Consider the following 26,118-nt stretch of genomic DNA (forward strand, 5'->3'; position numbering starts at 1 on the left):
ATGGCCGGACTGATCGCATACGGCGCCCATGTGCCGTACCACCGCCTCGCGCGGACCGACATCGCCGCCGCACTGGGCACGGCGGCGGGCCGGGGCACCCGCGCGGTCGCGGGCTACGACGAGGACACCACGTCCATGGCCGTCGAAGCCGCCCGCGGCGCCTTGGCCCGCGACGGCCTGCGCACCCGCGTGGGCCAGCTCTTCCTCGCCACCGCCGCCCCCGCCTACCTCGACAAGACGAACGCGACCGCCGTGCACGCCGCGCTCGGCCTGGACCCGCACGTCCTCGCCGCCGACATGGCCGGCTCCGTCCGCTCCGGCCTGGGAGCGCTGGTGACCGCCGCACGCTCGCCGGTGCCGACCCTCACCGTCCTCTCCGACCTGCGCACCGGCCTGCCCGGCGGCAGCGACGAGAGCGCCGGCGGCGACGGCGCGGCCGCGTTCGTCTTCGGCGGCCACCGCAACGGCGCACCCGTCCTCGCGGAACTGCTCGCCCACGACACGGTCAGCGACGAGATCCTCGACCGCTGGCGGCTGCCGGGCGCACCCGCCTCCCGCGTCTGGGAGGAACGCTTCGCCGAGGAGATCTACGTGTCCCTCGCCGAGCAGGCGCTGACCGCCGCCCTCGAGCAGGCGGGACTGGAGCGCCAGGCGATCGACCACCTCGTGGTGTCCGGCCTGCACGCGCGCGCGTGCGCGGCGGTTCGCCGAACGCCGGGTGTACGCCCCGAGGCGGTGACCCCGGACCTCGCCGGGGTGATCGGCAACGCCGGCACCGCCCAGCCCGGACTGCTCCTCGCCGACGTCCTCGACCGGGCGCACCCCGGCGAGGTCATCGCGCTCCTCGTGCTCGGCGACGGCGCCGGAGTCCTGCTCCTGCGCACGACCGACGCCCTGCCCGCCCACCGCGCGGCCCGCCCCGTCGCCGCCCAGATCGCCGCGGGCGGCACGCCGATGCCGTACGCGACCTACCTCTCCTGGCGCGGCCTGCTCGACCGGGAACCGCCCCGCAGGCCGGACCCCGAGCCGCCCTACGCCCCGCCCGCCCACCGCCGTACCCGCTGGAAGTACGGTTTCACCGCCTCCCGCTGCGAGAAGTGCGGCACCCGCCATCTGCCACCGGAGCGGGTGTGCACGTCGTGCCGGAGCGTCGACGCGATGACCGACGAGCCGATGCGGCACGTACGGGGCACGGTCGCCACGTTCACCGTCGACCGGCTTGCCCACACCCCGAGCCCGCCGATGCTCGTCGTGGTCGTCGACTACGACGGCGGCGGCCGGTTCCGCTGCCAGCTGACCGACGCGACGGAGGCGGACGCCGCCATCGGCGCCCGGGTGGAGATGACGTTCCGCCGCACGGTCACCGCCGCCGGCGTCCACAACTACTTCTGGAAGGCCCGGCCGGTGCGCACGGGCGAGACCGAGGGGACACACGGATGAGCTCGCACGGAATCCGGGACCGGGTCGCGATCGTCGGCATGGGCTGCACGCCCTTCGGCGAGCACTGGACCCGCTCGGCGGACGATCTGCTGATCGACGCGGTGGGCGAGGCGGTCACCTCGGCAGGCGTCACGCTCGACGACATCGACGCGTTCTGGTTCGGCACCCAGGCCTCCGGCGTGTCCGGGCTGACCCTGAGCCGGGCGCTCCGGCTGCCGAACAAGCCGGTCACCCGCGTCGAGAACATGTGCGCGACCGGCTCCGAGGCGCTGCGCAACGCCTGTTACGCCGTCGCCAGCGGTGCGTACGACATGGCGATGGCGGTCGGCGTGGAGAAGCTCAAGGACTCCGGCATGTCCGGGCTGTCCGGTACCGCCGTCCCCGGCGCGGGCGACGACAGCCGGGGCGAGATCACCGCCCCGGCGAACTTCTCCCTCCTCGCTCCCGCCTACGCCGCCAAGTACGGCCTGGCGGACGACGAGATGAAGGACGTCATCACCCGCATCGCCTGGAAGAACCACGTCAACGGCGCCCGCAACCCCCGGGCCCAGTTTCGCAAGGAGGTGTCGCCGGAGCGCATCCGGTCGGCGCCGATCGTCGCGGGCATGCTCGGCGTGTTCGACTGCTCGGGCGTCTCGGACGGTTCGGCCGCCGCGATCGTCGTACGCGCCGAGGACGCCTACAAGTACACCGACCGGCCGATCTTCGTGAAGGCGTTGTCCCTGGTCGCCGGGCCGGCCGACGGGCTTCTCGACCCGGAGTACGACTTCACCACCTTCCCCGAGGTCGTCGCCTCCGCCCAGGAGGCCTACCGGCAGGCGGGCATCACCGACCCGCGCGCCGAACTCGCCCTCGCCGAGGTCCACGACTGCTTCACGCCCACGGAGCTGGTGCTGATGGAGGACCTCGGCTTCGCCGAGCGGGGACAGGCCTGGAAGGACGTCACCAGCGGGGCCTTCGACCTGGACGGCTCGCTGCCGGTCAACCCGGACGGCGGTCTGAAGGCCTTCGGCCATCCGATCGGCGCCTCGGGGCTGCGCATGATGTTCGAGGCCTGGCTCCAGCTGCGCGGCGAGGCGCCGCCCGAGCGAACGGTGCAGACCCTGGCCGAAGGACGCTCCCTCGCCCTCACCCACAACCTCGGCGGCGGCCCCGGCGAGTGCGTCTCCTTCGTGTCGGTCGTCGGCAGTCAACTCACCGACCAGGAAAGGTAGTCGGGCCATGGGGCGACTCGACGACAAGATCGCCGTCGTGACCGGAGCGGCCTCGGGCATCGGCGCCGCCACCGCCCGCAGGCTGGCGGCGGAGGGCGCGCACACGGTGGTCGCCGACCTGAACCTCGACGGCGCCGAGGCGGTCACGCGGGAGATCCGCGCCGCCGGGGGCTCCGCCACGGCGGTCCCGGTCGACCTGGGGGACATCGGGAGCGTACGGGCCATGGTGGCCGCGGCGGTCGAGACCTACGGCGGTCTCGACGTCCTGCACAACAACGCGGCGGCCACCCATCTGGCCGCCCGCCGGGACCTCGCCGTACTGGAGGCCGACCCGGCGGTCTGGGACGACACCATGCGGATCAACCTGCGCGGCACCATGGTCGCCATCCAGGCCGCCGTCCCGCACCTGATCGCCCGCGGCGGCGGGAGCGTCATCAACACCTCGTCAGGAGCCGGCCTCGCGGGCGACCTGCGCAACCCGGCCTACGGCGCCTCGAAGGCCGCGCTGGTCAACCTCACGCAGTACGTCGCGACCCAGTACGGCAAGCAGGGTGTGCGCTGCAACGCCATCGCCCCGGGCTTCATCGTCACGCCGGCGAGCGCCGGTTCGGCGCACGGGGCGATCCGGGAGGCGATGCTGCGCCATCACCTCACCCCCCGCCTCGGCCGGCCCGAGGACGTGGCGGCGGCGGTGGTCTTCCTCGCCTCCGACGAGTCGGCCTTCATCACCGGCCACACCTTGCGGGTGGACGGCGGGCTGCTCTCCCACCAGCCGTACGTCGCCGACCTGCGGGACGCGTGACCCCGCCCGCTGTCACGCTGCCCCTGCCGAAGCCGGAGGCGTCTCGACGAGAGCGCCTCCGGCTTCGGGCCGTCCGGGTGGAGCGTCTCAGGAGAGCGACTCCGGCTCCAGGTCGCCCAGGTAGGCCGCTCGGACCGCCGGGTCGTTGCGCACCTCCTCCGGTGTGCCGGTGCGGATCAGGCGTCCGAAGTCCAGGACGACGACCTGGTCGCAGACGCTCATGACCATGTCGACGTCGTGCTCGACGAGCAGCACCCCCATGCCCCAGTCCTCGGCCAACCGCCGCACCAGATGCGCGAGTTCGCGGGTCTCGTCGTCGGACAGCCCGGCCGCCGGTTCGTCCAGCAGCAGCACCGAGGGGGAGGCCGCCACCGCCCTGGCGATGGCCAGCAGCCGCCGCTCTCCGTACGACAGGTCGCCCACCGGCCGGCCCAGACTGTCCTGCAGTCCGAACTCCCTGATCGCCACCCGCACCTGCGCGGGCAGCGGGCGGCTGCCCGGACGGATCAGGTCGGTGAGGTACGCCCATCGGCCGGGCCGGTCGCAGGCCGCGTACAGGTTGTCCAGGACTGTCATGTCCTCGAACAGCTCCAGCGACTGGAATGACCTGCTCAGCCCGGCCGCGGCCCGCCGGTGCACCGGCAGTCGGCTCACGTCCCGCTCACCGAGCCGCACCCGGCCGGACGCGGCCCGGGTGAAGCCGGTGACGGCGTCGATGGCGGAGGTCTTGCCGGCGCCGTTGGGGCCGATGAGCCCCACGACCCGGCCCGGTTCGACGTCCAGCGAGAGCCCGTCGACGGCGACGACACCGCCGTAGCGGACGGTCAGGTCCCGTACCCGGAGGGGGAGCGGCGCGGCACGCGGCACCGATTCCTCCGCTTCCGCGCGCACGTCTGTCGGCACGGCCGCACCGCGTTTCGCCCCGCGCACCGGCAGCCTGCGCCGGACGCCCGCCGCCCGGCTGCCGACTCCCTTCCCGATGCCGTCCTGGTTGCCGACCAGGGTCAGCACCAGGATGATCCCGCCGATCAGGGGCATCCACTCGCTCAGCCCGGGCAGCACCAGGTCCCCGAAGCGGGCGCCGACCGTGCCCGCGGCGAACGTGGCGCCGAACAGCGGGCCGACGAGGAAGCCGACGCCGCCGATGACGGCGAGTCCCAGCGCGGTGACGGAGCCGAAGCTCGCGAAGTCGGAGAAGACCACCGAGGTCGAGCGGAAGCCGGTGAGCACCCCGGCGAGCGCGGCGATGGCCGCGGACAGGCCGAAGGCGTAGAGCTTGGCCGCGCGGACGTCGATGCCGAGCGCGGCGGCGGCCCGTTCGTTCGCCCGTACGGCGATGAGCCGCCGGCCGGTCCTGCCGCGCCGTACGTTGGCGACCACCAGCGCGGCGGCGACGAACAGCACGAGGACGACGGCGGCGTACCGCTGCGGGTGGTCGACTCCCGAGATGCTGATCCCGAAGAGCTGCTGTCCGCCGACCGCGATGCCGTCGCTGCCGGGGGTCGTCGACAGGTCGGTGTTCTGGAAGACCATCGCCTCCAGCGTGGTGCCGAGGCCCAGGGTGATGATCGCGAGGTTGACCCCGCGGGTACGGACCGCCGGCAGTGCGAAGAGCAGGCCGATCGGCACCGTGCCCAGCACGCCCGCGATGAGCGCGAGTTCGAACGGCCAGCCCCAGTCGGCCGCGGTGTGGCCGGCGATGAAGGCGCCGGTTCCGGCGAGTGCGTAGGCCGCGAGCGAGACCTGCCCCGCGTAGCCGGTGACCACGACGACGGACAGGATGATCAGGGCCAGGACCAGGGTGTTGGTGATCGCGTCGGCCCACAGGGGGGTCGACAGGCTCACCAGGATCAGTCCGACCGTGAGGGCGAGCGCCAGCGGGACGGGCCGCACCCGTCCGGTGCCCAGGGCGGGCAGCCGCTCCACGAAGGTGCCGCGCAGCGGCAGCGCCTGGCCGCGCACGACCAGGACGAGGGCGATGAAGAGGAAGGGCACCGATGTGGCGAGCCCGGTGACGTCGGAGCCGAAACGGGTCAGCTCGGACTGTACGAGGCCGATCAGCAGACCGCCCGCCAGGGTGACCGGGAACGACGAGAACCTGCCGACCAGGGCGGCGGCCAGCGCGCTGAGCAGGAGGGTGGTCAGCCCGGTCACCGAGAGACCGATGACCGGCACGATCAGGATCGCGGTCAGTCCCGCGAACGCCGAGCCCAGCGCCCAGTTCACGGTGGCGACGAGGTCGGGGGACCAGCCGAGCGCGGCGGCGGTGTGCTCGTTCTCCGCCACCGCGGTGGTGCCCAGGCCGAAGAGGGTGCGCCGGTAGAGGAGATGGAGGACCGCGGTGGCGGCGACCGCGATGCCGAGCAGCCAGGCCCGGTCCTCGGAGACCGTCGCACCGGCGACGGTGAGCAGCCGGGTCGGGAGTTTGCCGGGCACCAGCTGGAGGCTGTCGCCGTAGCGTTTGACGGCGATCGCGGTGAGCACGATGAACACGGCCAGGGTGCCGACCAGACGGGCCGGCGAGGACGCCCCGCGCAGCGGGCGGAGCACCAGTAGGTGGGTCAGGACGCCGAGCGCCGCGGAGGTGAGCACCCCGCAGGCGGCGGCGGGCCAGTACGGCACGCCGTGCCGGACGGCCAGTTCCCACTGCACGTAGGCGCCGGCCATCCCGATCGCGCCGTGCGCGAGGTTCAGGACGCCGGAGCCCCGGTAGACCAGCACGATGCCGTGCGCGGTGAGCGCGTAGAGCGCGCCGAGCCCCAGGCCCAGCAGCGCGAACCGCAGGATGTCGTCCATCGGGGGAACCTCCCGGAGGTGGGGCTAGAAAGCACATTCATTTAAATAATTGTGCCGAGAGTACTTCACTAACGAGAAAACGCACCCCATGCTGTTCGCCATCTCGACGACGAGCACCGCGGAGGAACCATGAACGACTCACGCCGACGCAGAACCGCAGCAGCGAGCTGTCTCGCGGTGACCGGAGCCCTGCTCGCCGCAGGCTGCGCAGAAGAGGCGTCCGGCAGCTCGGCCGAGACCGCGTCGCTGAAGGGCACACCGGTCAAGGTGATGGTCTGGACGCCGGAGGACACCCAGGGCAGCGCCCAGCCCGGAGTGCGGCTCACCGCCCAGGCGTACGAGAAGTGGATCAACGCCAACGGCGGCATCAAGGGAGCCCCGCTGAAGGTGCTCACCTGCAACGAGAAGAACAACCCCGACGAGGCCGAGAAGTGCGCCCAGCAGGCGGTGGCCGAGAAGGTGGTCGCGGTGGTGGGCTCGTACAGCCTCGCCGGTGACCGCTACATGCCCATCCTGCAGAAGGCCGGCATCCCGTACATCGGCGGCACCGGCGTCTCGGCGGCGGAGTTCTCCAACCCGCTGTCGTTCCCGGTCAACGGCGGTACCCCGGTGGTGTTCGCGGCCCACGGCCGCCAGCTGGTGCAGAACGGCTGCAAGAAGATCTCCGGCGTGCGCTACGACGTGGCCGCCGCCGCCGTCGTCTCGCAGTTCCTCACCCTCGGCGCGGTCTCCGCCGGAGGGTCGGCGCCCAAGGACATCAAGGTGCCGCTCACCGCCACCGACCTCGCTCCACAGGTCGCCGCCGCGACCAAGGGCAGCGACTGCGTGAGCGTCATCATGGGCACCGCCTCGGGCCTGTTCGTGAAGTCGTACGTGCAGTCGGGCGCCAAGACGAAGCTCGGCAGCGTCGTCGGCAACCTCACCCCGCAGCTGGCCGAGAGCACCGGAGGCAGCGGCAGCCCCCTGGAGGGCGCCGCGATCACCGGCTACTACCCGCCGATCGCCGACCCCGCCTGGAAGGACTTCGTGGCGGCGGCCAAGGGCAAGGACATCGACACCACCAACGGCGCCAACGGCACGACCTGGGTGGCCTTCAAGGTCTTCACCGAGGCGGTCGGGAAACTTCCGGCGATCTCGTCCAAGGCCCTGGTGCAGGAGCTGAACACCACCCCGGGCATCGACACCGGCGGCCTGACCCCGCCACTGAACTGGCAGGCGTCGACGGCCCTGCCGATCAAGGGCCTCGACCGCATCCACAACACGACCGCCACCGAACTCACCATCCGCAACGGCAAGATCGAGTGGGCCGCGTCGGGATCGACCTTCGTCGACGTCCGCAAGGTGCTGACCGCCGCGTCGTCCGGCTGAGGAGAGCGCTCGTGCACGACACCGAAGTGCCCCTGATCACGACCCGCGCCCTGTCCGCCGGATACGGCAGCCGGCCCGTCGTGCACGACCTCGACCTGGAGGTCCGCCCCGGCGAGGTCGTCGCCCTGCTCGGACCCAACGGCGCGGGCAAGACCACCACCCTCAGGGCCCTGTCCGGCGACCTGGCCCCCCTGGGCGGCGAGGTGCGCTGGCTGGGCCGGCCCGGCCGCACGCCGCTGCACCGCCGTGCTCGTGAGGGCCTTGCCTACGTCGGAGAGCGGGCGGTCTTCACCCGGCTCGACACCGCCGAGAACCTGCGGGTCGGCCGGGTGACGACGGAGCAGGCACTCGAACTCTTCCCCGAGCTCGAAAAACGCCTGCGGACCGGCGCGGGCATGCTGTCGGGCGGCGAGCAGCAGATGCTGTCGCTGGCCCGCGCGCTGTGCCGCGCACCCAAACTGCTCCTCGCGGACGAACTGTCGCTCGGTCTCGCCCCGCTCGTCGTCGACCGGCTCCTGCGCGCGGTGCGCAGGGCGGCGGACGACGGCCTGGGCGCGCTGCTGGTCGAACAGCACGTGCGCAAGGTGCTGGACATCGCGGACCGCGTCTACGTCCTGCACCGCGGCCGCGTCACCCTGGCCGGCACCCCGGAGGAACTGCGCGCGAACCTGGACGCGATCGAGTCGTCGTACCTCGCGGCGAAGACACCGGGCGCAGCGGAGCAGACCACCTACGCGAACGACCGAGGCGAATGAGGTGAACGCCGTGCCGAGCGCACGCGAGCAGATCCGATCACTTGTCCATTCCGGCTCCACCTTCGACCAACCCGCGGACGAGCTGAAGGAGTTGCAGTTCGAAGCCGCCAGAGAGGCGTTCCTGGCCCATCGTGAGCGCATCCCGCTGCTGCGCACCCGGGCGGAGGAGACCGGTGTGCACGAGGTCACCGGTCTCGACGACCTCGTGCCGCTGCTGTTCTCGCACACCAGCTACAAGTCGTACCCCGTCTCCCTCATCACCGCGGGCCGCTGGGACCGGCTCCTGCGCTGGTACACGACCGTGTCGGCGGTCGAGCCCGGCGACGTCGACGTGGACGGGGTCCACGACATCGACGAGTGGACCGAACGCATCACCGCCGCCGGCCACCGTCCGTACATCACCAGCGGAACCTCCGGGAAGGTCTCCTTCCTCAACTGCGCGGCGAGCGACCTGGATTTCCTGCACGACATCCTGGAACACCTCACCTGCTGGCCCGACCGCCTGCCGCCGGAACCCACCCGCCGCGGCTATCTGCTCGCCCCGGCGAGCGGCCCGATGCGCTCCGTCGACGGCTTCCGGTGGCACGCCGAGGTCTTCGCCCGCCCCGGGGAGACCCGGCTGCTGACCGAGGACCCGATGCGGGTGTCCGAACTGATGAGCAGCGCCCTGCTGCGCCGCCGGATGGCGGAGGGCACCGCGACCCCGCAGGAGATCAGCTCGTTCGAGACCTCGTCCGGGGCCCGCCAGAGCGAACTGGGCGCGGCCATGACCGCAATCGTCGACGACATCGCCGCGCACCGCGACGAGCCGTTGCTGATCGCCGGGATGAACAACCAGCAGTTCACCCTGATCGAGGCGTTGCGGGAACGCGGCGTCCCGGACGGCGGCCTGCACCCGGACACACTGGTGCTCAGCGGCGGCGGCAACAAGGGCCGGGCGCTGCCGGACGACTACCAGCAGCGGTTCGCCGCCTTCTACGACGGTGTGCGGCGAGTGCGCAGCTACGGCATGACGGAACTCCAGGGGTCCTGCCTCGCCTGTGAGAAGGGCCGCTACCACGTGCCGCCCTGGGTGATCCCGCTGGTGCTGGACGAGGCGGGCGAGACCCTGCTGAACCCCGGCCACGGCGTGGTGGAGGGGCGGTTCGCCTTTCTCGACGTCTCCCTGGAGGGCCGCTGGGGCGGGCTGATCAGCGGCGACCGGGTCTTCGTCGACTTCTCCCCGTGCGACTGCGGAAGACCGGGACCCGCCGTACTGCCGGACATCCAGCGGTACGGCGACCTCGGCGGCGACGACAAGATCACCTGCGCCGCGACGCTCGACTCCTATGTGCGGGGGTTGATCAACTGATGAGCGGCACGACACCCGTCAGCACCGCGGCGGACCCGGTGGCCGTCGTCCATGTGATCGGCGGCGAGGTCGACGACGGCCCGCACACCGGCCACGGCCGCCCCGGCGCCGCCTTCACCGCGCCGGCGCTCGACGTGGACCGCCTCGTGTGGCCCCGCACCGAACCCGGGCCCGCCTTCCAGGTTCCCGTCGCGGAGATCGTCGACCTGCTGGTGGCCACCGGCGAGGCCCTCAGGGACGACCGCGAGGGGCTGCTCGCCGAGGCCCTGGACCGCATGGTCCGCGTCTCCTCGCTCCCGGCCGAGGTGCTCGAACGCGCCTACGCCGTGCTGTGGCGCAGTTTCCGGCGCGCCCATCTGTACGCCCAGATCGACCACGAACTCGGCGGCGCGGACGTCCTCGACGGCTGGCGCGAGGTGCGGTTGCCCGAGAACCGGACCGCGGCCGTTCGCGCGTTCCCGCCCCGGCTGGTGCATGTCATCGCGGGCAACGCACCCGGCGTCGCGGCGATGTCCGTCGTGCGCGGCGCCCTCACCAAGGGCGTCAACCTGCTGAAGCTGCCCTCCAACGACCTGTTCACGGCCACGGCGATCCTGCGCACGATGGCGGCGGTGGCACCCGGCCACCCCGTGGTGCGCTCCTTCTCCGCGGTGTACTGGCGCGGCGGCGACGAGACGGTCGAGAGCGTGCTGTTCCGCCCGCAGTTCTTCGACAAGCTGGTCGCCTGGGGCGGTGAGGAGACGATCCGAGGCGCGCTGCGATACGTCGGTCCGGGCTTCGAACTCGTCTCCTTCGACCCGAAGACCTCGATCTCCCTGATCGGCAGGGAGGCCTTCGCCTCACCCGAGACCCTGGCCCGGGCCGCCGAGGCGGGCGCCGCCGACGCCACGTTCTTCAACCAGCAGGCGTGCGTGGCCAGCCGCTTCCAGTTCGTCGAGGGGACCTGGGCCGACGCCGACCGCTATGCCGCGCTGCTGTGCGAACGCCTGGGAGTGGCCCGGGAGTTCAGCTCGGCCGAGGGTCCCCAGGTCGCCGCGGAACTCCGCGAGGAGATCGACGTACTGCGGTCCCTGGCGCCCGAGTACCGGGTGTGGGGCGGCTACGACGGGCGGGGCCTGGTCATCCGCTCACCGGAGCCGGTGGACTTCCACCCCGACGGGAAGACCGTCAACGTCGTCCCTGTCGGCGCCCTGTCCGAAGCCGTCGCGCACGCCGGGGTCGCCACCCAGACGGTGGGCGTGTATCCCGACGTCCGCAAGGCGGAACTGCGCGACGCCCTCGCCTGCGCCGGCGTCCAGCGCGTGGTCTCCCTGGGCGGGGCGGGCGGAATGCCGCCGGGCCTCTCGCACGACGGCTTCTACCCGCTGCAACGGCTCATGCGCTGGGTGAACGACGAGTGATCCGGCGGTCGCCGGCCCCAGGCAATGTCCCGCTTCCGTCAGTCGACGGCGGGGGTGCGAATGGCGGCGATGTCGAATTGCAGACGCACCTTCTCACTCACCATGGCGCCGCCCTCGGCAAGTCGCGCGTTGTAGGTCAGGCCCCATTCCGAACGATTGATGGTGGTGGTGCCGTCGAAACCGGCCCGCTCATAGCCGAACGGGTCGACTACGTGTCCTAGGTAGGTGAGTTCGAGTTCCACGGGACGAGTGGCGTTCCTGATGGTGAGGTCGCCGGTCATGCGGTAGACGTCAGGGCCCGCGAGTTGCACGGCGGTACTGGTGAAACGCATCTGCGGATAGGCCGCGGCGTTCAGGAAGTCGCGGCCGACCAGATGCGCGTCGCGCTGCTCCACGCCGGTGTCGACGCTGGCGGTGGACAGCAGGATCTCGGCCCGTGAGCGGGCCGGGTCGCGGCCGTCGAAGTAGAGCCGGCTCCGGTACTCGGTGAAAGCCCCGCGCACGGTGGTCACCAGGGCGTGCCGGACGGAGAACCCTATGCGGCTGTGTGCCGGGTCGATCATCCAGTCGCCGGTCAGCGCCGCCAGGGCGGGATCCAGCCGGTCGGTGGGGGGAAAGGCGGGCGAGTCGACGTGGGGGTGCGGAGCCGTGGGGGCTGCCGAGCGTCGGGGGGATGCGCCGCGGGTGAACAGGTTCATGGTTCACGTAGTTACTGCACCGCGGATATCGTCGCAAGCCTTCCCCGGCGGCGACGGCGGACCGAAATCCGTACCGACAGGCTTATACACCGCCACCGAATGTCCGGCGGATGCAATATCCACACATCCCCGTCACCCGACGGTCGGGTGAACCGCCGTTCCCCACCGACCGGTAGGCCTCGACATGGACCCGGCCATCAAGTGGACCATCTCCGACTGATGGACGCGGTCCACAAGAGGCCGGCTCTCCTGGGGGACGCCTCGGGCCACGTGTCAAGGGCGGCCTCGGGGGTGCCGTCGGCAGGCGCGCCTGATCCCGGCGCGCCTGATCCCGGCCTCCTCTGGGGAGCGGGGAGGTGGACACCCCGGGGGCGGCGGCCCCGCGCCAGGGCGTGCGGACATCGTCCGCAAACCGTCGGGCCGGTTCGACGCCACCGACGCGCCCCCCGACCTCCGGTGGGCCGCCGACCGGTCACGGCAGTGGGGGACCATGCGCGAGGGCTTGACGTGTACTTGGCACAGTGGCTTCATGGGAGCGCTCCCACACGCCAGCACCATCCCCCCACCCCTTGGCCGCCCCAGTTTCCCGGCCTCACTTCTGGAGTCGCAGTGAGAAGAGCAAGGAGCACGACAAGGAACGCGGAAAGCAGCACGGCTGAGAGCCCGGAAGGCGACACGGCACGCAGCGCGGAAGCCAACACGGCACGCAGCGCGGAAAGCGGCACGGCACGGAGCCGCACCGCAGGCACCTCACGGGCGCACCCCCTGCGCAGGCTGTTGACCGGACTCGCGGCGCTCCTCGGCCTGGTCCTCGTCGGTGCCGTCTGCCCGGCCGCCGCCCAGGCCCGGACCGAGGCGCCCGACGCCCTCGCCACCGGCCTGCACATCAGTGACGGCCGTCTGGTCGAGGGCAACGGGAACGACTTCGTCATGCGCGGCGTCAACCACGCCCACACCTGGTACCCGGGCAGGACCCAGCAGTCCCTCGCCGACATCAAGGCGATGGGCGCCAACGCGGTGCGCGTCGTTCTCGCCGACGGCCACCGCTGGAGCGCCAACAGCGCGTCGGACGTGGCGACCGTCGTCGCCCAGTGCAAGGCCAACCGGCTCATCTGCGTGCTGGAGGTGCACGACACCACCGGCTACGGCGAGGACACCGCCGCCGGCACGCTCGACCAGGCGGCCGACTACTGGATCGGCCTGAAGGACGTGCTCGCCGGCCAGGAGAACTACATCATCGTCAACATCGGCAACGAGCCCTGGGGCAACACCGATCCGGCGGGCTGGACCGCTCCCACCATCGCCGCGGTCAAGAAGCTGCGCAACGCCGGATTCGAGCACACGCTCATGGTGGACGCGCCCAACTGGGGACAGGACTGGCAGGGCGTCATGCGCGCCAACGCCCGGTCCGTCTATTCCGCCGACACCACCGGCAATCTGATCTTCTCGATCCACATGTACAGCGTCTTCGACACCGCGGCGGAGATCACCGACTACCTGAACGCCTTCGTCGACGCCGGACTCCCGCTGCTCATAGGCGAGTTCGGCGGTCCTGCGGACCAGTGGGGCGATCCCGACGAGGACACCATGATGGCCGCGGCCCAGCAGCTGAACCTCGGCTACCTCGCCTGGTCATGGAGCGGAAACACCGACCCGATCCTGGACCTGACCGTCAACTTCGACCCCACGCAACTCAGTTCATGGGGACGGCGCATCTTCAACGGCGTCAACGGCATCGCGCAGACCGCCAGGGAGGCCACGGTCTTCGGCGGCGGCACCCCGGGCGACACCCAGGCCCCGACCACCCCGGGCACCCCGACCGCCTCCGCGGTGACGGCCACTTCCACGACCCTCACCTGGACGGCCGCCACGGACAACGTCGGCGTCTCCGGTTATGACGTCGTACGGGTCAGCGGCACCACCGAGACCGGTGTCGCCGCCTCGACCACCAACACCGCCACCGTGACCGGCCTCGGCGCCAACACCGCGTACAGCTTCGCCGTCTACGCCCGCGACGCCGCCGGGAACCGCTCCGCCCGTTCCGCCACGGTGAACGTCACCACCGGCAGCGCACCCGCCGTGGCCTGTTCCGTCGGCTACCGAGTGGTGGGGGAGTGGCCGGGCGGCTTCCAGGGCGAGATCACCCTCCGCAACACCGGCACCGCCGCCATCAGCGGCTGGAAGCTGGGCTTCGCCTTCGCCGACGGTCAGACCGTCACCAACATGTGGGGCGGGACCGCCACCCAGAGCGGCGGCTCGGTGAGCGTCGCGCCGGCCTCGTACACGTCCACCATCCCCGCCGGTGGTTCGGTCACCGTCGGGTTCATCGGCAGCAAGGGCACGACCAACACCGTACCGACCGCGTTCACGCTCAACGGCGGTGCCTGCGCCACCACCTGACCGCGCCCGCCCCGCCGGTCGGCGGAGGAAGTCCGTACCTCCGCCGACCGGCCGGTGCTCCGTACCGGAACCGGCCGCGGCGGCCGATCGCGGTCCTCGATCGCGGTCCTCGAGCGGGAAAACGGTCCGCCGGAAGAGGCCGACCGCTTCGGGCTGACCGCTTCGGGCTGACCGCTTCGGGCTGACCGCTTCGGGCCGACCGCTTCGGGCCGACCGCCTCGGGCCGACCGCCCCGCCGCGGCACCGTCGAGACCCCGGGGCGCCGTGCGGCACACCCCCGTAGGGTGTGGCCATGTCCACGACGCCCCGCTGGCTCAACGCCGACGAACGACGAGCCTGGCTGGCCTACGTCGACTTCTCCACCCTGCTCGCCGACCATCTCAACCGGCAGCTGCGCCGCGACGCGGGTATGACGCACGCCGACTACAGCCTCCTGGCCTACCTCTCCATGGTCCCCGAGGGCACCCTCGGCATGTCCGAGCTCGCCCAGCGTCTCAAGATCACGCGCAGTCGGCTCACCCACGCGGTGAACCGGCTGCGCGAAGTCGGTCTCGTGGACCGCCGGGAGGACCCCGCCGACGGCCGGGGCCAGCTCGCCTTCCTCACCGACCAGGGCAGGTCCCTGCTGGAAGAGGTCGCTCCGGGGCACGTGGAGGCCGTACGCCGAGCGGTGTTCGACGCCCTCACGCCCGAGCAGGTGCGTCAGTTCGGGGACATCGGCGAGGCCATCAGCGCGGCACTGGTGCGGGCCGAGAGCACCGAGGCCGACCCCGCGGCGCTGCCCTGGCGACGCCGGTAGCGGATCGGACGACCCGGGCGCACGGGCCGGCGGTCCGGGTGGTCCGGGTGGTTCGGCCGGCTGATCCAGCTCGTCCCCTCGCTGATCGGATCAAGGAATCGATGCCGGACCGATGGCGAATCGATGGCGAATCGGTGGCGGATCGAGAAGAACCGGCCGACGGTCCGTACCTGGGGGTACCGGGGGGCCGCCCGCCCCTCCGACCACGCCACCGATCCTAGGGACGTACCTCGTGAACGCAACCGCCGCCATCGGCGTCACCGGCCTCGGCGTGATGGGCCGCAACCTCGCGCGCAACTTCGCCCGCAACGGCTACACCGTCGCCGTCCACAACCGTTCCGCCGGTCGCACCCGCGCGCTCGTCGAGGAGTTCGGCCACGAGGGCGCCTTCGTTCCCGCCGAGTCGGCCGCGGACTTCGTGGCCGCGCTCGAACGCCCCCGCCGGCTGATGATCATGGTGCAGGCGGGCGCGGTCACCGACGCGGTCATCGACGAGTTCGCCCCGCTCCTGGAGCGCGGCGACATGATCATCGATGGTGGCAACGCCCACTACGCCGACACCCGCCGCCGCGAGGAGGCCCTGCGTGAGCGCGGCATCCACTTCGTCGGCGCCGGCGTCTCGGGCGGCGAGGAGGGCGCGCTGAACGGGCCGGCCGTCATGGTCGGCGGCTCGACCGAGTCGTACGACGTCCTCGGCCCCATGTTCGAGTCCATCAGCGCGAAGGTCGACGGCGAGCCCTGTGCCACGCACATCGGCACCGACGGCGCCGGGCACTTCGTGAAGATGGTGCACAACGGCATCGAGTACGCCGACATGCAGCTCATCGCCGAGGCGTACGACCTGCTGCGCCAGGTCGCCGGCTACACCCCGGCGGAGATCGCCGACGTCTTCCGCACCTGGAACGAGGGCCGGCTCGGCTCCTACCTCATCGAGATCACCGCCGAGGTCCTCGCTCACACCGACGCCCTCACCGGCCGGGCGTTCGTCGACATCGTCGCCGACGCCGCCGGTCAGAAGGGCACCGGCCGCTGGACCGTCCAGACCGCCCTCGACCTGGGCTCTCCGGTCACCGCGATCGCCCAGGCCACCTTCGCCCGCGCCGCCTCGGGCCAGAGCGCACTGCGCGCCGCCTACGCCGGACTCCCCGGCGGCACCACGCCCCCGCTCAGCCGTACCGAGGCCACCCGCTTCACCTCGCAGGTCGAGCACGCCCTGTACGCCTCGAAGGTCGTCGCCTACGACCAGGGCTGGAAGATGATCCAGGACGCGGCCGGCGAGTTCGGCTGGAAGATCGACCTCGGTGCGGTCGCCCGGATCTGGCGTGGCGGCTGCATCATCCGTGCCTCGTTCCTCGACCGCATCCGCGCCGCGTACGCCGCCGACCCGGACCTGGTCAGCCTGCTCGGCGAGATGGAGTTCGCCATGGAGATCACGGACGCGCAGGTGCCCTGGCGGGAGACCGTGGCCTCCGCCGCCCGCCGTGGCATCCCGGTGCCCGCCTTCTCGGCCGCGCTCGCCCACTACGACACCCTGCGCGCCGACCGCCTGCCCGCCGCGCTCCTGCAGGGGCAGCGCGACTACTTCGGCGCCCACACCTACCAGCGCACCGACCGGCCCGGCGCCTTCCACACCCACTGGGCCGAAGCCGGCCGGCCGGAGACCTCGGCCTGAGGCATCGCGCGCTCGCCCGTTCTCGCAGACGCGTACGGAGCGGAGCGGGGCACTCGGCGAGTGCCCCGCTCCGGGGCGATCGATCGATCGGTCGGTCGACCGATCGACCGCCGGTCCGTGTCGGCGCGGCCGCGTCAGACGCCCGTCGCCGGGTACGTCGGGTACTCCACCCCGGAGACGTGCTGGACGACGCGGACGACCTGGCAGGAGTAGCCGAACTCGTTGTCGTACCAGAGGTAGAGGATCGCGTTGTCGCCGTCGACCTTGGTGGCCCCGGCATCGATGATCGACGAGTGGCGCGAGCCGATGAAGTCCATGGACACCGCGTCCGGCGCCGTGGTGAAGTCGATCTGGCGCTTGAGCGGCGAGGTCAGTGAGACTTCGCGGAGGTACTCGAGGACCTCCTCGCGGTTCGTCTCCCGGCCCAGCCGCAGGCTGAGGATCGCGATCGAGACGTCCGGCACCGGCACCCGGATCGAGCTGCCGGTGATCGGCGCCTTGAGGTCGGGCAGCGCCTTCGCGACGGCGGAGGCGGCGCCGGTCTCGGTGATGACCATGTTCAGCGGCGCCGAACGCCCGCGACGGTCCGCCTTGTGGTAGTTGTCCAGCAGGTTCTGGTCGTTGGTGAACGAGTGGACGGTCTCCACGTGGCCGCGCAGCACGCCGTACTCGTCGGCCATCGCCTTCAGCGGGGGGACGATCGCGTTGGTGGTGCAGGAAGCGCAGGACAGGATCTGCTCGTCCGGCTTGATCGTGTCGTGGTTGACGCCGTGCACGATGTTCGGCACGTCGCCCTTGCCGGGCGCGGTCAGCACGACCTTGTCGATGCCCGGCCGCAGGTGCTCGGAGAGGCCCTCGCGGTCGCGCCACTTGCCGGTGTTGTCGATGAGGATGGCGTTGCGGACGCCGTACTCGGTGTAGTCGACCTGGCTCGGGTCGTCGGCGTAGATCACCGTGATCTCGTTGCCGTTGGCGATGATCTTGCTGTTGGCCTCGTCGACCGTGATCGTGCCCTGGAACTGGCCGTGCACGGAGTCGCGGCGCAGCAGGGACGCCCGCTTGACCAGGTCGTCGGCGGGACGGCCGCCGCCGCGCACGACGATGGCGCGCAGTCGCAGGCCGTTGCCGGACCCGGACTTCTCGATGAGCAGCCGGGCGACGAGGCGACCGATGCGGCCGAATCCGTACAGGACGACATCGCGCGGCTCACGCCGGTCGATCTTGTTCGCGTCCGTGGCGCCGGCCACGGCCTCGGCGGTGAACTCCGCCACCGACAGGCCCCGGTCGTCGGACCGGTAGGTCGCGGCGAGCATGCCGATGTCGATCTGGGACGGGCCCAGGTCGAGCGCGGTGAGGGCCTCGAGGAACGGCAGCGTCTCGGTGACCGAGAGCTCCTCGCCCGCGATCTGGCGGGCGAACCGGTGGGTCTTGAGAATGCTGACCACCGACTTGTTCACCAGGGAGCGGCTGTGCAGCAGGACCGTCACGTCCCGCTCGCGGTGCAGCTTCCCGATCATCGGGATCATCGACTCCGCGATCTCCTCGCGGTTCTTCCAGTTGGTGAACGAATCGTCGTTGAGCGTCACGGGCCTATCTTTCGAGCTAGGTGGCGCTCATATGCTAACCCTCCGGCCATTCGATCATTCAAGCGGGCTCGCGCTCGGTTGCGCACGTTCCTTGGTCGAGATGGCCGGAGGCCTTCAACTCGCAGGTTTACGAGGGCTGTTCGGGTCGGAACGGCGTGCCGGGTCGCGAAGGCTCCGGCGTGAGTGAGGACTCAGGCGCCGGCCCGGTCCTGGTCGGCGAGCCGGCGTCGGGCGTCCGTCCAGTCGATGGGCAGGTCGGCCACCGGGACCTCCCAGAACGTGAAGACAGAGGCCTTCGTCGCGGGACGCAGCCCGGTCATGATCGACTTGTGCGGTTCGGTCCGCGCGTACGCGTACAGGGCGGCCTTGTCCTCCCAGGCGGACAACGTCCAGAAGGTGCGCTTCAGCGGCTGGGCGATCAGTGAGGCCCCGTAGGCGCCCGGCGCGCCGCAGACCTGCTTCCAGGCGGTCAGCGACTGCGCGAAGAAGCGGGGCACGTCCTTGAGCGAGCGCACCTCCAGCCGGGAGGCCATGACGAACGCCTCGGCGTCCGGGGCGGGGGTGTCGACGGTGGTCCAGCGCAAGGTGGGCATGGCTGATGCCTTCTCTCCGGCTACGAACGGATATTGGATACCTCTACTATCTATGTTAGACAGTAGAGGTATCCAGTTTTCAAGGGCAGAGCCGAACCGAATCCGCCGAGCACAACCGAAGCCGAACCGCAGGAACCGGAGCCGAACCGCATGCGCATCTCCGAACTCAGCCGCCGCAGCGGGGTCTCCGTGACGACGATCAAGTACTACCTTCGCGAGGGCCTCCTCCAGCCCGGCCGGCAGACGGCGGCGACCCAGGCCGAGTACGACGACCGGCATCTGCGCCGGCTGCGGCTGGTCCGCGCGCTGACCGGAGTGCGGGGGCTGTCCGTCGGCACCACCCGCGAGGTGCTGGCCGCCCTCGCGGAGCACACCGGCGACACCCACCGCATGCTGGGCCTCGCCCTCGGCTCGCTCCGGGTGGGCGAGGAGCCCGCCGAGGAAGCCCCGGAGACGGCCGAAGTGGCGGAACTGGTCGCCGAGTTGGGCTGGGACGTGCACGAGTCGGCGCCAGCCCGGGCCACCCTCGCCGAAACTTTGTCCTCGCTGCGCTCCCTCGGCGTCCCCCTGGACCGGCGCACGCTGCTGCCGTACGCACACCTCGCCGAGCGCACCGCCACCCTCGACCTCGACCAACTCGACGGCCTCACCGACCCGTTGGAGGCGGCCGAACGCGCGCTGCTGCTGACCGTCCTCCTGGAGCCCGCGCTGATGGCGCTCCGGCGCATGGCCCAGGAGAACGAGTCGGCCCGCCGGTACCCCGGCCGCCGCCCCGCGGATCACGGGGACCTTGCGGATCACGGGGATCACGTGGATCACGCGGACGATGCTGATCACGTGGAGCCTGGCGGGTAGTGGTGCGCCTGGTGGGTGGGGCTGGGTCTGGCGGTGGGGCTGGGTCTGGCGGGTCGGGCTGGGCCTGGCGGTGGGGTGCGCCAGGCGGGTGCGGTTGTGCTTGGCGGTGGGGCTGCGCCGGGCGGGTGCGGTTCTGCTTGGCGGTGGGGTTGTGCCGGGCGGGTAGTGCTGCGCCTGGCGGGTGGGGCTGCGCCTGGGGAACACCCGCCCCCGCGGGCCGACGACGACGGACCCCGGCGCCCGGACCGCTCCGGTTCGCGGGCGCGGACGACGGCTCGCACGCCAAGAGCTGCACGTCATGGACCTGTGCCGGCCCCTCGTCCGTGTGACGACCGGCGCCGAGCCGCTGCGGACGTAGCGGAAGCGCCGCCAGACCCCAGGTCCCCTCGTCCGGCGCCGGGTGGTTGATCCCTGCCTGGTCGGGTACGCGAGGCCGGACCGCCACTACCAGGGAGTTCGTCATGGAGACACCCGCTCACGACCGCACCGACAACCCCGCCGCGCTGGCGCTGGACGCGCTGGCCCGGGACACCGAGGACATCGCGGCACTGGACACGCTCGCCCACTGCGACGTGCTCGTGCCCGTGCCCGAGGACGCCATCGACGAGGACATCACCAACCCGGCCACGGTCGCGCTGCCCGTCCTCGAGCAGCCCGGGGGTGCGCCGGTGGTGCCGGTGTTCACCTCCGAACCGGAGATGGCGGACCTGCTGCCGGAGGTCGACCGCTACCGCCTCGTGCCCCTCGGCGCGCTGGCGGCCCAGTGGCCGACCGGCGAGCTGTCCCTCTCCATCGACGCGGCCGGCGACCATCCGCTGACCCTGACCGCGGAAGGTGTCCGTACCCTGCTCGCCCGCTGAAGCACGGGGCCCTCACCCGGACCGGGCTCCCCCGCGCGCCGGGGGAGCCGGGCGGCCCAGGACTGGGGCCTCTCGTCTGGATCAGGCCGGGCTCGCGAGCCCTGGCACCGAACGACAGACCCTAGGCCAGCATCCGTTCGAGCACCGCCCGCTGGAGCGGCCGTACCGCGGTGTGCAGGTCGCGGCCCTTGCCGGTGAGGGCGACCCACACCCCGCGCCGGTCCTCCATGCAGACGGAGCGCTCCACCAGGCCTTCCTTCTCCAGACGGCCGATGAGGCGGGACAGCGCGCTCTGGCTCAGGTGCACCCGTCCGGCGAGGTTCTGCACCCGGCACTGGTCGCCCGCCCGGGGCGCCTCGGAGGCGAGGATGTCGAGCACTTCGAAGTCGCTCGCGCCGAGGCCGTACGGATGCAGCGCGCGATCGATCTCGCACATCGTGCGCGCGTGCACCGACAGGATGTCCCGCCACCGCTCCTCGAGGCCCGCCTCGGCCGTCTTCGCTGCCATACCTGCACGGTAACACCGAAACAGCAATTCGTTGAGTGTGCAACTAGTGCGGACGCAAGCAGTTGCGGAGGGCTTCGGGGGTTCAGGGCCTCAAGGACCTCAAGGGCAGGGTCTCAACTCAAGGACCTCAAGGACCTCAAGGACCTCAAGGAACCTCAGGCGGCCGGATCCTGGAGCAGCCCGACCAGGTTGCCGTCCGCGTCCTTCACGAACGCGATCAGCCGGCCGCCGCCGACGTCCTGCGCGTCCTGGAGCAGCTCGGCCCCCGCCGCCACCAGCGCCGCGAGCTTCTCGCGCAGGTCCGTGACATGCCAGTACGGAACCGGTCCGGTCATGCCCTTGGCGTGACCGTTCGGGTCGAGGCCGATGTCCTGCCCGGCGGCCTTGTAGCCGACGTAGTAGGGCTCGTCGGCGTACGGCTCGACCCCCAGCAGCGCGCTGAACAGGGCCTTCGCCCGGTCGAGGTCCTTGACGGGGTAGATGATCGTCTGCAGGCCGGCGGCCATGGCGTCCTCCTCGGTGACGTGCGGTGCGCGAGAACATGTCCGTGTTCCCGCACTTCTCACGCTAGGCGGGACAGCCGCGGAAGGCTTCTCCGATCCTGACCGGTTCGGCGCACTCACCGCCCACCCGCTGCGTCCACTCCCGCTGCGTCGACTCCCGCTACGTCGAGTCCCGCTTCACCAGCTCCGTCGGCAGGATCACCGCCGCCGGATCCTCGCCCCCTATCTGGGCGAGCAGCACCCGGACCATCTCGCTGCTGATCCGGTCCCAGGGCTGACGGATCGTGGTGAGGGAGGGGCTGACCGCGGTCGCCGCCGGGGAGTCGTCGAAGCCGCCGACCGCGACGTCCTCCGGTACCCGCCGGCCCGCCCGGTGCAGCGCCGTCAGCACGCCCTGCGCCATCAGGTCGGACGCGACGAACACCGCGTCGAGGTCCGGGGCCTGCGTCAGCAGCCGCTCGGCGCCCGCCTCACCGCTGGCCCGGCTGTAGTCACCGGAGACGACGATCCGCTCGTCGTAGTCGACGCCCGCCTCGCCGAGCACCTCCCGGTACCCGGCGAGCCGCTCCACACCGCCGGGGGTGTCCAGCGGGCCGGTGACCACGCCGACGCGCCGACGGCCCTGTGCCAGCAGATGGCGCACCATGTCCCGGGCGCCGTCCCGGTCGTCGGCGGCCACGTAACTCACCTTGGACCCGATCCCGATCGGCTTGCCGCACGCCACCAGCGGCACGCCCGCCTCGCGCAGCTCCGTGGCGATCGGGTCCCCGGAGTGGCTGGAGACCAGCAGCACCCCGTCGACGTGACCGGCGGTGATGTACCGGGTGATGCGCCGTCGCTCGTCCTCGGTGCCGGCCAGCATCAGCAGGAGGGGGATGTCGTGCGCGGCCAGCGCCTGCGTACAACCACGCAGCAGGACATTGAAGTTGGGGTCCTCGAAGAACCTCTCCTGAGGCTCCGTCAGCAGAAAGCCCACCGAGTCGGAACGGCCGGTGATCAGGGAACGGGCGTGCCGGTTCACGACGTATCCCGTCCTGCGGATGGCGGCGTTGACCGCCTCGGCCGCGGCAGGGCTGACGTAGTGGCCGCCGTTGAGCACACGCGAGACGGTGCCTCGCGAGACTCCTGCCTCCCGCGCCACGTCGTGGATGGTCGGCGGTCTGCGCCGGCCCCCCGCACCATTGTTCATGGTCATGACTTTACGGCTCCGGACAGCAGATCCAGGCTCCAGAACCGCTGAATGACCAGGAACAGCGCCACCAGCGGGATCACCGCGAGGAACGCGCCGGTGATCACCAGCGTGTAGAGCGCGGGGGTGTTGGCGCCCTGTTCGAGGAGGGTGAAGAGGCCGAGCGTGATCGGGAACTTCTCGTCGTCGCTGAGCATGATGTACGGCAGCAGGAAGTTGTTCCAGATCGCCACGAACTGGAACAGGAACACCGTCACCATGCCGGGCACCATCATCGGCAGCGCGACCCTGGTGAAGATCCGCCACTCGCCCGCCCCGTCCATCCGGCCGGCCTCCACCACGTCGCTCGGCACGGCAGCGGCCGCGTAGATGCGCGAGAGGTAGACGCCGTAGGGGGAGAGGATCTGCGGCAGCAGTACGGACCAGTAGGAGTCCGTGAGGTCCGCCTTCGCCATCAGCAGGTACTGGGGGATGGCGAGGATGATCGGTGGCATCAGCACGCCCGCGAGCAGGACGTTGAACATCGTCTCGCGGCCCCGGAAGCGGTACGTCGCCAGCGCGTAGCCGCTGAACGCCGACACGCACGTCGACAGCAGCGCGCCGAGCACGGCGTACAGGGCGGAGTTGGTCATCCACTGCCAGTAGATGCCGTCGCGGTAGGCGTTGAGGTCGTGGACGTTGTCCGTGAAGCCGCTGCCCGGCAGGAAGGTGAACGTGGAGAACAGCTCACTGCCGGACTTGGTGGAGGCGATCACCACCCAGGCCACCGGAAGCAGGCAGTACAGGGCGCCCAGTAGCAGTCCGACCGTCGGGACCAGTGCGATCCGGCCGCGCAGCGGCGGACGGTTCCGGGACGCGTCGGTGGCACCGGCCGCGGAGGGGGCCTTCCGAACGGCAAGAGAACTCATCGTGCCCCTCCATGACTGACGTCCCGCTTGTTCCGTCGGTTCGCGGCCCGCAGGAAGCCGAAGGACAGCACCAGCGTGGCGAAAGCGATGATCACGGCCTCGGCGGCCGCCTGATAGATGTCACCGGTGCCGAACGCGTCCCGGTACACCTTCATCAGCGGACTCCACGTCGTGGACACGGAGTTGGTGAGCGGCTTGAGGGTGGTCGGCTCGTTGAACACCTGGAGCGTGGCGATGATCGAGAAGAAGAAGGTCAGCACCAGCGAGGGCGCCACCATCGGGATCTTGATCCTCAGCGCGATCTGCGTCGGGGTGGCGCCGTCCAGCTTCGCCGCCTCGTAGACCTCGGCCGGGATGGCCTGCAACGAGGTGTAGATGACGATCATGTTGAAGCCGGTGCCGCCCCAGACCGCGATGTTCGACAGGGCGAGGTACAGCGGACCGCCGTCCAGCAGGTCCGGCTGCGGCATGCCCAGTTTGTCCAGGACGAAGTAGAACGGGCTGACGTCCGGCAGGTACAGGAAGCCCCACAGCAGCGCCGCCACCACGCCGGGGATGGCGTACGGCAGGAAGATCGCGAGCCGGGTGAACGGGGTGAGCCGTACCTTGTCGGAGTCGAGCATCAACGCGAACAGCAGCGCCAGGCCCAGCATCACCGGGACGACGATGCAGCCGTAGCCGAGGACGCGCAGCGCGCCGTCGAGCAGCTCGCTGTCGGTGAAGGCGTCGGTGTAGTTCTCCACCCCGGCCCAGACCTCCTTGCGCGCACCCGAGCCGAGGCCGAGGCCCGAGACGTGCACCTTGCGGAAGCTGAGCCACACCGCGTACCCGATGGGCAGCGCGAAGAACAGGGCGAAGAGGATCGTCGCGGGGAGGAGGAAGAAGTAGGGGGCGCTTCGCGCTCGTTCGAGGGTGGTGGTGGGAGACGGGTGGGCGTACGGGGCCCCCTTGACCCCGTACGACCTCCGGCGGTGTGCGGTGGTCACTCGGAGACCTCGAAGCCCTGCTTCTTCATGTCGGCGACGGTGTCCGCCTGCATCTTTTCCAGGGCGGCGGAGAAGTCCGACTTGTCCTTCGCGGCGGCGCCGAACGCGTCCTTGAAGGTCGTGTAGGCGACGTTCACGTTCGGGCCCCAGGCCGACGGCGCCGTGGTCTTCGCGATCTCGGCGGCCGTGGTGTAGAAGTCGGCCTGGTTCGAGAAGTAGTCCGGCGGGGTGGTGAAGGCGCCGCTGAGCTGGGCGGACGTGGAGGCCGGGTAGATGCCGCTCTCCTTGGCGAGCGCGTTGAGGGCCTCGCCGTCGGTGTTCAACCAGGCGGCGAACTCGGCGGCGGCCTCCTTGTGCTTGGAGTCCGTCGTCACGCCGGTGGAGGACCCGCCCCAGCTGCCGGTGACGTTCTCGCTGTTCGACCACTGGGGGAGCGGGGCCATGGCCCACTTGCCCTTGGTGTCGGGCGCGGCGGTGGTCAGGGTGCCCGGGGCCCACACGGCGGAGACCCAGGCGATCTGCTTGCCGGTGTTGAGCGCCTTGTTCCAGGCCGGCGTGTACATCGGCTGGTTGTCGACGGCGCCCTCCTTGACGAGGCCGCCCCAGAAGTCGGCGACCTTCTTGGTGGCCGCGTCGTCGATGCCGACCTTCCACTTGTCGCCGGAGGTGGTCCACCACTTGGCGCCCGCCTGCTGGGCGAGGCCGGCGAAGAGGCCGGAGTCGTTGGCGGAGAACGTGGTCAGGTCGGTGTCCGGGGCCTTCTTCTTCAGCGCGCGGGCGGTATGCGCGAACTGCTCCCAGGTGGCCGGGACCGTCAGCCCGTACTTCTTGAAGAGGTCCGCGCGGTAGTAGAACATCATCGGGCCGATGTCCTGCGGGACCGCGTAGACGGCGTCCGTGCCCAGCGTCGTCTGCTGCCAGACACCCTCGGCGAACTTGCTCTTCGCGTCGCCGACGTTCTTCGCTATGTCCGCCAGCGCGTCATTGCTGACCAGCGTCGGCAGTGCCTGGTACTCGGCCTGGACCAGGTCGGGGGCCTTGCCGGCCTTGTGCGCGGTGAGGATCTTGGTGACCAGCGTGTCGCCGGACGCCTGCTTCTTCACCGTGACCGTGATCCGGTCCTTCTTGCCCTGGCCCTTGTTCCACAGGTCCACGACCTTGTCCATGCCGGGCGTCCACGTCCAGTACGTGAGCGAGACCGGACCGGACTCGGCGCCGCTGTCCTCGTCGGACGAGCCGCAGGCGGCGAGTGCGGTGGCGCCGAGGGCGACGGCGATGGTGGAGGCTGCACCTCTGACAAAGAGCCGCCGACGCTTCGTGTTGGGCATGGATCTCTCCCCTGACCTGGGTTCTCGCCCGGTGCGAAAACCTGTCATGCGATCACATGAGCCGAGTCCCCGCCCGTCGCGAAAACCCGCCATGCTCTCTGTGAGCG

At 71.1% G+C, this 26,118-nt stretch carries 22 protein-coding genes; 12 read left to right on the plus strand and 10 right to left on the minus strand.

Going from position 1 to position 26,118, the window contains the following annotated elements; all coding sequences use genetic code 11:
- Genes ACIPFH_RS16175 through ACIPFH_RS16185 form a run of 3 tightly spaced genes read left to right on the plus strand, consistent with a single transcriptional unit; the run spans position 1 to position 3,456 of the window.
- Positions 1–1,440, plus strand: a complete 1,440-nt coding sequence (locus tag ACIPFH_RS16175; RefSeq protein ID WP_401827042.1) for an OB-fold domain-containing protein — start codon at positions 1–3, stop codon at positions 1,438–1,440.
- Positions 1,437–2,654, plus strand: coding sequence for an acetyl-CoA acetyltransferase (locus ACIPFH_RS16180; protein ID WP_401827045.1), 1,218 nt, complete (start codon positions 1,437–1,439; stop codon positions 2,652–2,654). The genes ACIPFH_RS16175 and ACIPFH_RS16180 overlap by 4 nt, the downstream gene beginning before the upstream one ends.
- 7 nt (positions 2,655–2,661) lie before the next feature.
- Entirely contained in the window at positions 2,662–3,456 is a 795-nt protein-coding gene (locus ACIPFH_RS16185) for a glucose 1-dehydrogenase (RefSeq protein ID WP_356247952.1), read from the plus strand.
- Positions 3,457–3,543: 87 nt separating this feature from the next.
- On the opposite strand, the gene ACIPFH_RS16190 is transcribed toward ACIPFH_RS16185, so the two are convergent.
- Positions 3,544–6,252 carry an ATP-binding cassette domain-containing protein gene (locus tag ACIPFH_RS16190; protein WP_401827047.1) on the minus strand — a complete coding sequence of 903 codons (2,709 nt, stop codon included), beginning with the start codon at positions 6,250–6,252 and terminating at the stop codon, positions 3,544–3,546.
- 129 nt (positions 6,253–6,381) lie between these two features.
- On the opposite strand from ACIPFH_RS16190, the gene ACIPFH_RS16195 reads away from it, so the two are divergent.
- From ACIPFH_RS16195 to ACIPFH_RS16210, 4 genes are read left to right on the plus strand one after another with little or no spacing between them, the layout of a single operon-like run.
- Positions 6,382–7,620: an ABC transporter substrate-binding protein gene (locus tag ACIPFH_RS16195; protein WP_401827050.1), complete on the plus strand. Its 1,239-nt coding sequence runs from the start codon at positions 6,382–6,384 to the stop codon at positions 7,618–7,620.
- Between the two features lie 11 nt (positions 7,621–7,631).
- On the plus strand, positions 7,632–8,375 hold the full coding sequence (locus tag ACIPFH_RS16200; protein WP_401827052.1) for an ABC transporter ATP-binding protein: 744 nt from the start codon (positions 7,632–7,634) through the stop codon (positions 8,373–8,375).
- A 10-nt stretch (positions 8,376–8,385) separates the two neighbouring features.
- Complete coding sequence (locus ACIPFH_RS16205) at positions 8,386–9,726, plus strand: hypothetical protein (RefSeq protein ID WP_401827055.1); 1,341 nt, start codon at positions 8,386–8,388, stop codon at positions 9,724–9,726.
- Complete coding sequence (locus tag ACIPFH_RS16210; RefSeq protein WP_401827058.1) at positions 9,726–11,126, plus strand: acyl-CoA reductase; 1,401 nt, start codon at positions 9,726–9,728, stop codon at positions 11,124–11,126. Before ACIPFH_RS16205 ends, ACIPFH_RS16210 begins: the two co-directional genes overlap by 1 nt.
- A 38-nt stretch (positions 11,127–11,164) precedes the next feature.
- Here ACIPFH_RS16210 and ACIPFH_RS16215 read toward each other — a convergent pair whose 3' ends face one another.
- Positions 11,165–11,824 carry a YceI family protein gene (locus tag ACIPFH_RS16215; protein WP_401827061.1) on the minus strand — a complete coding sequence of 220 codons (660 nt, stop codon included), beginning with the start codon at positions 11,822–11,824 and terminating at the stop codon, positions 11,165–11,167.
- Positions 11,825–12,601: 777 nt separating this feature from the next.
- Between ACIPFH_RS16215 and ACIPFH_RS16220 the strand changes: the two genes are divergently transcribed.
- From ACIPFH_RS16220 to gndA, 3 genes are all read left to right on the plus strand, one after another.
- Positions 12,602–14,224 carry a cellulase family glycosylhydrolase gene (locus ACIPFH_RS16220; protein ID WP_401827063.1) on the plus strand — a complete coding sequence of 541 codons (1,623 nt, stop codon included), beginning with the start codon at positions 12,602–12,604 and terminating at the stop codon, positions 14,222–14,224.
- 292 nt (positions 14,225–14,516) lie between these two features.
- Positions 14,517–15,023, plus strand: coding sequence for a MarR family winged helix-turn-helix transcriptional regulator (locus tag ACIPFH_RS16225; RefSeq protein WP_356264729.1), 507 nt, complete (start codon positions 14,517–14,519; stop codon positions 15,021–15,023).
- Positions 15,024–15,255: 232 nt separating this feature from the next.
- Entirely contained in the window at positions 15,256–16,695 is a 1,440-nt protein-coding gene (gndA, locus tag ACIPFH_RS16230) for an NADP-dependent phosphogluconate dehydrogenase (protein WP_356264726.1), read from the plus strand.
- A 134-nt stretch (positions 16,696–16,829) separates the two neighbouring features.
- Here gndA and ACIPFH_RS16235 read toward each other — a convergent pair whose 3' ends face one another.
- Both ACIPFH_RS16235 and ACIPFH_RS16240 read right to left on the minus strand, forming a co-directional pair.
- Positions 16,830–18,281, minus strand: coding sequence for a glyceraldehyde-3-phosphate dehydrogenase (locus tag ACIPFH_RS16235; RefSeq protein WP_401827067.1), 1,452 nt, complete (start codon positions 18,279–18,281; stop codon positions 16,830–16,832).
- Between the two features lie 191 nt (positions 18,282–18,472).
- Positions 18,473–18,874 carry a DUF3291 domain-containing protein gene (locus ACIPFH_RS16240; protein WP_401827069.1) on the minus strand — a complete coding sequence of 134 codons (402 nt, stop codon included), beginning with the start codon at positions 18,872–18,874 and terminating at the stop codon, positions 18,473–18,475.
- A gap of 150 nt (positions 18,875–19,024) precedes the next feature.
- On the opposite strand from ACIPFH_RS16240, the gene ACIPFH_RS16245 reads away from it, so the two are divergent.
- Complete coding sequence (locus ACIPFH_RS16245) at positions 19,025–19,729, plus strand: MerR family transcriptional regulator (RefSeq protein WP_401827072.1); 705 nt, start codon at positions 19,025–19,027, stop codon at positions 19,727–19,729.
- Between the two features lie 461 nt (positions 19,730–20,190).
- Positions 20,191–20,589, plus strand: a complete 399-nt coding sequence (locus ACIPFH_RS16250; RefSeq protein WP_359123175.1) for an SseB family protein — start codon at positions 20,191–20,193, stop codon at positions 20,587–20,589.
- 121 nt (positions 20,590–20,710) lie between these two features.
- On the opposite strand, the gene ACIPFH_RS16255 is transcribed toward ACIPFH_RS16250, so the two are convergent.
- From ACIPFH_RS16255 to ACIPFH_RS16280, 6 genes are all read right to left on the minus strand, one after another.
- Complete coding sequence (locus tag ACIPFH_RS16255; RefSeq protein ID WP_401827075.1) at positions 20,711–21,097, minus strand: MarR family winged helix-turn-helix transcriptional regulator; 387 nt, start codon at positions 21,095–21,097, stop codon at positions 20,711–20,713.
- Between the two features lie 155 nt (positions 21,098–21,252).
- Positions 21,253–21,603 carry a VOC family protein gene (locus tag ACIPFH_RS16260; protein WP_401827077.1) on the minus strand — a complete coding sequence of 117 codons (351 nt, stop codon included), beginning with the start codon at positions 21,601–21,603 and terminating at the stop codon, positions 21,253–21,255.
- Between the two features lie 157 nt (positions 21,604–21,760).
- A complete protein-coding gene (locus tag ACIPFH_RS16265; RefSeq protein WP_401827079.1) occupies positions 21,761–22,795 on the minus strand; it encodes a LacI family DNA-binding transcriptional regulator in 1,035 nt (344 codons plus the stop codon).
- Complete coding sequence (locus ACIPFH_RS16270) at positions 22,792–23,697, minus strand: carbohydrate ABC transporter permease (protein WP_401827081.1); 906 nt, start codon at positions 23,695–23,697, stop codon at positions 22,792–22,794. The genes ACIPFH_RS16265 and ACIPFH_RS16270 overlap by 4 nt, the downstream gene beginning before the upstream one ends.
- Positions 23,694–24,683 carry a carbohydrate ABC transporter permease gene (locus ACIPFH_RS16275; protein WP_401827084.1) on the minus strand — a complete coding sequence of 330 codons (990 nt, stop codon included), beginning with the start codon at positions 24,681–24,683 and terminating at the stop codon, positions 23,694–23,696. Before ACIPFH_RS16275 ends, ACIPFH_RS16270 begins: the two co-directional genes overlap by 4 nt.
- Positions 24,680–26,011 carry an ABC transporter substrate-binding protein gene (locus ACIPFH_RS16280; protein ID WP_401827087.1) on the minus strand — a complete coding sequence of 444 codons (1,332 nt, stop codon included), beginning with the start codon at positions 26,009–26,011 and terminating at the stop codon, positions 24,680–24,682. The genes ACIPFH_RS16275 and ACIPFH_RS16280 overlap by 4 nt, the downstream gene beginning before the upstream one ends.
- Positions 26,012–26,118 lie beyond the last annotated feature (107 nt).

It is taken from the genome of Streptomyces sp. NPDC088157, from assembly GCF_044741545.1.
Taxonomy (GTDB): Bacteria; Actinomycetota; Actinomycetes; order Streptomycetales; family Streptomycetaceae; genus Streptomyces.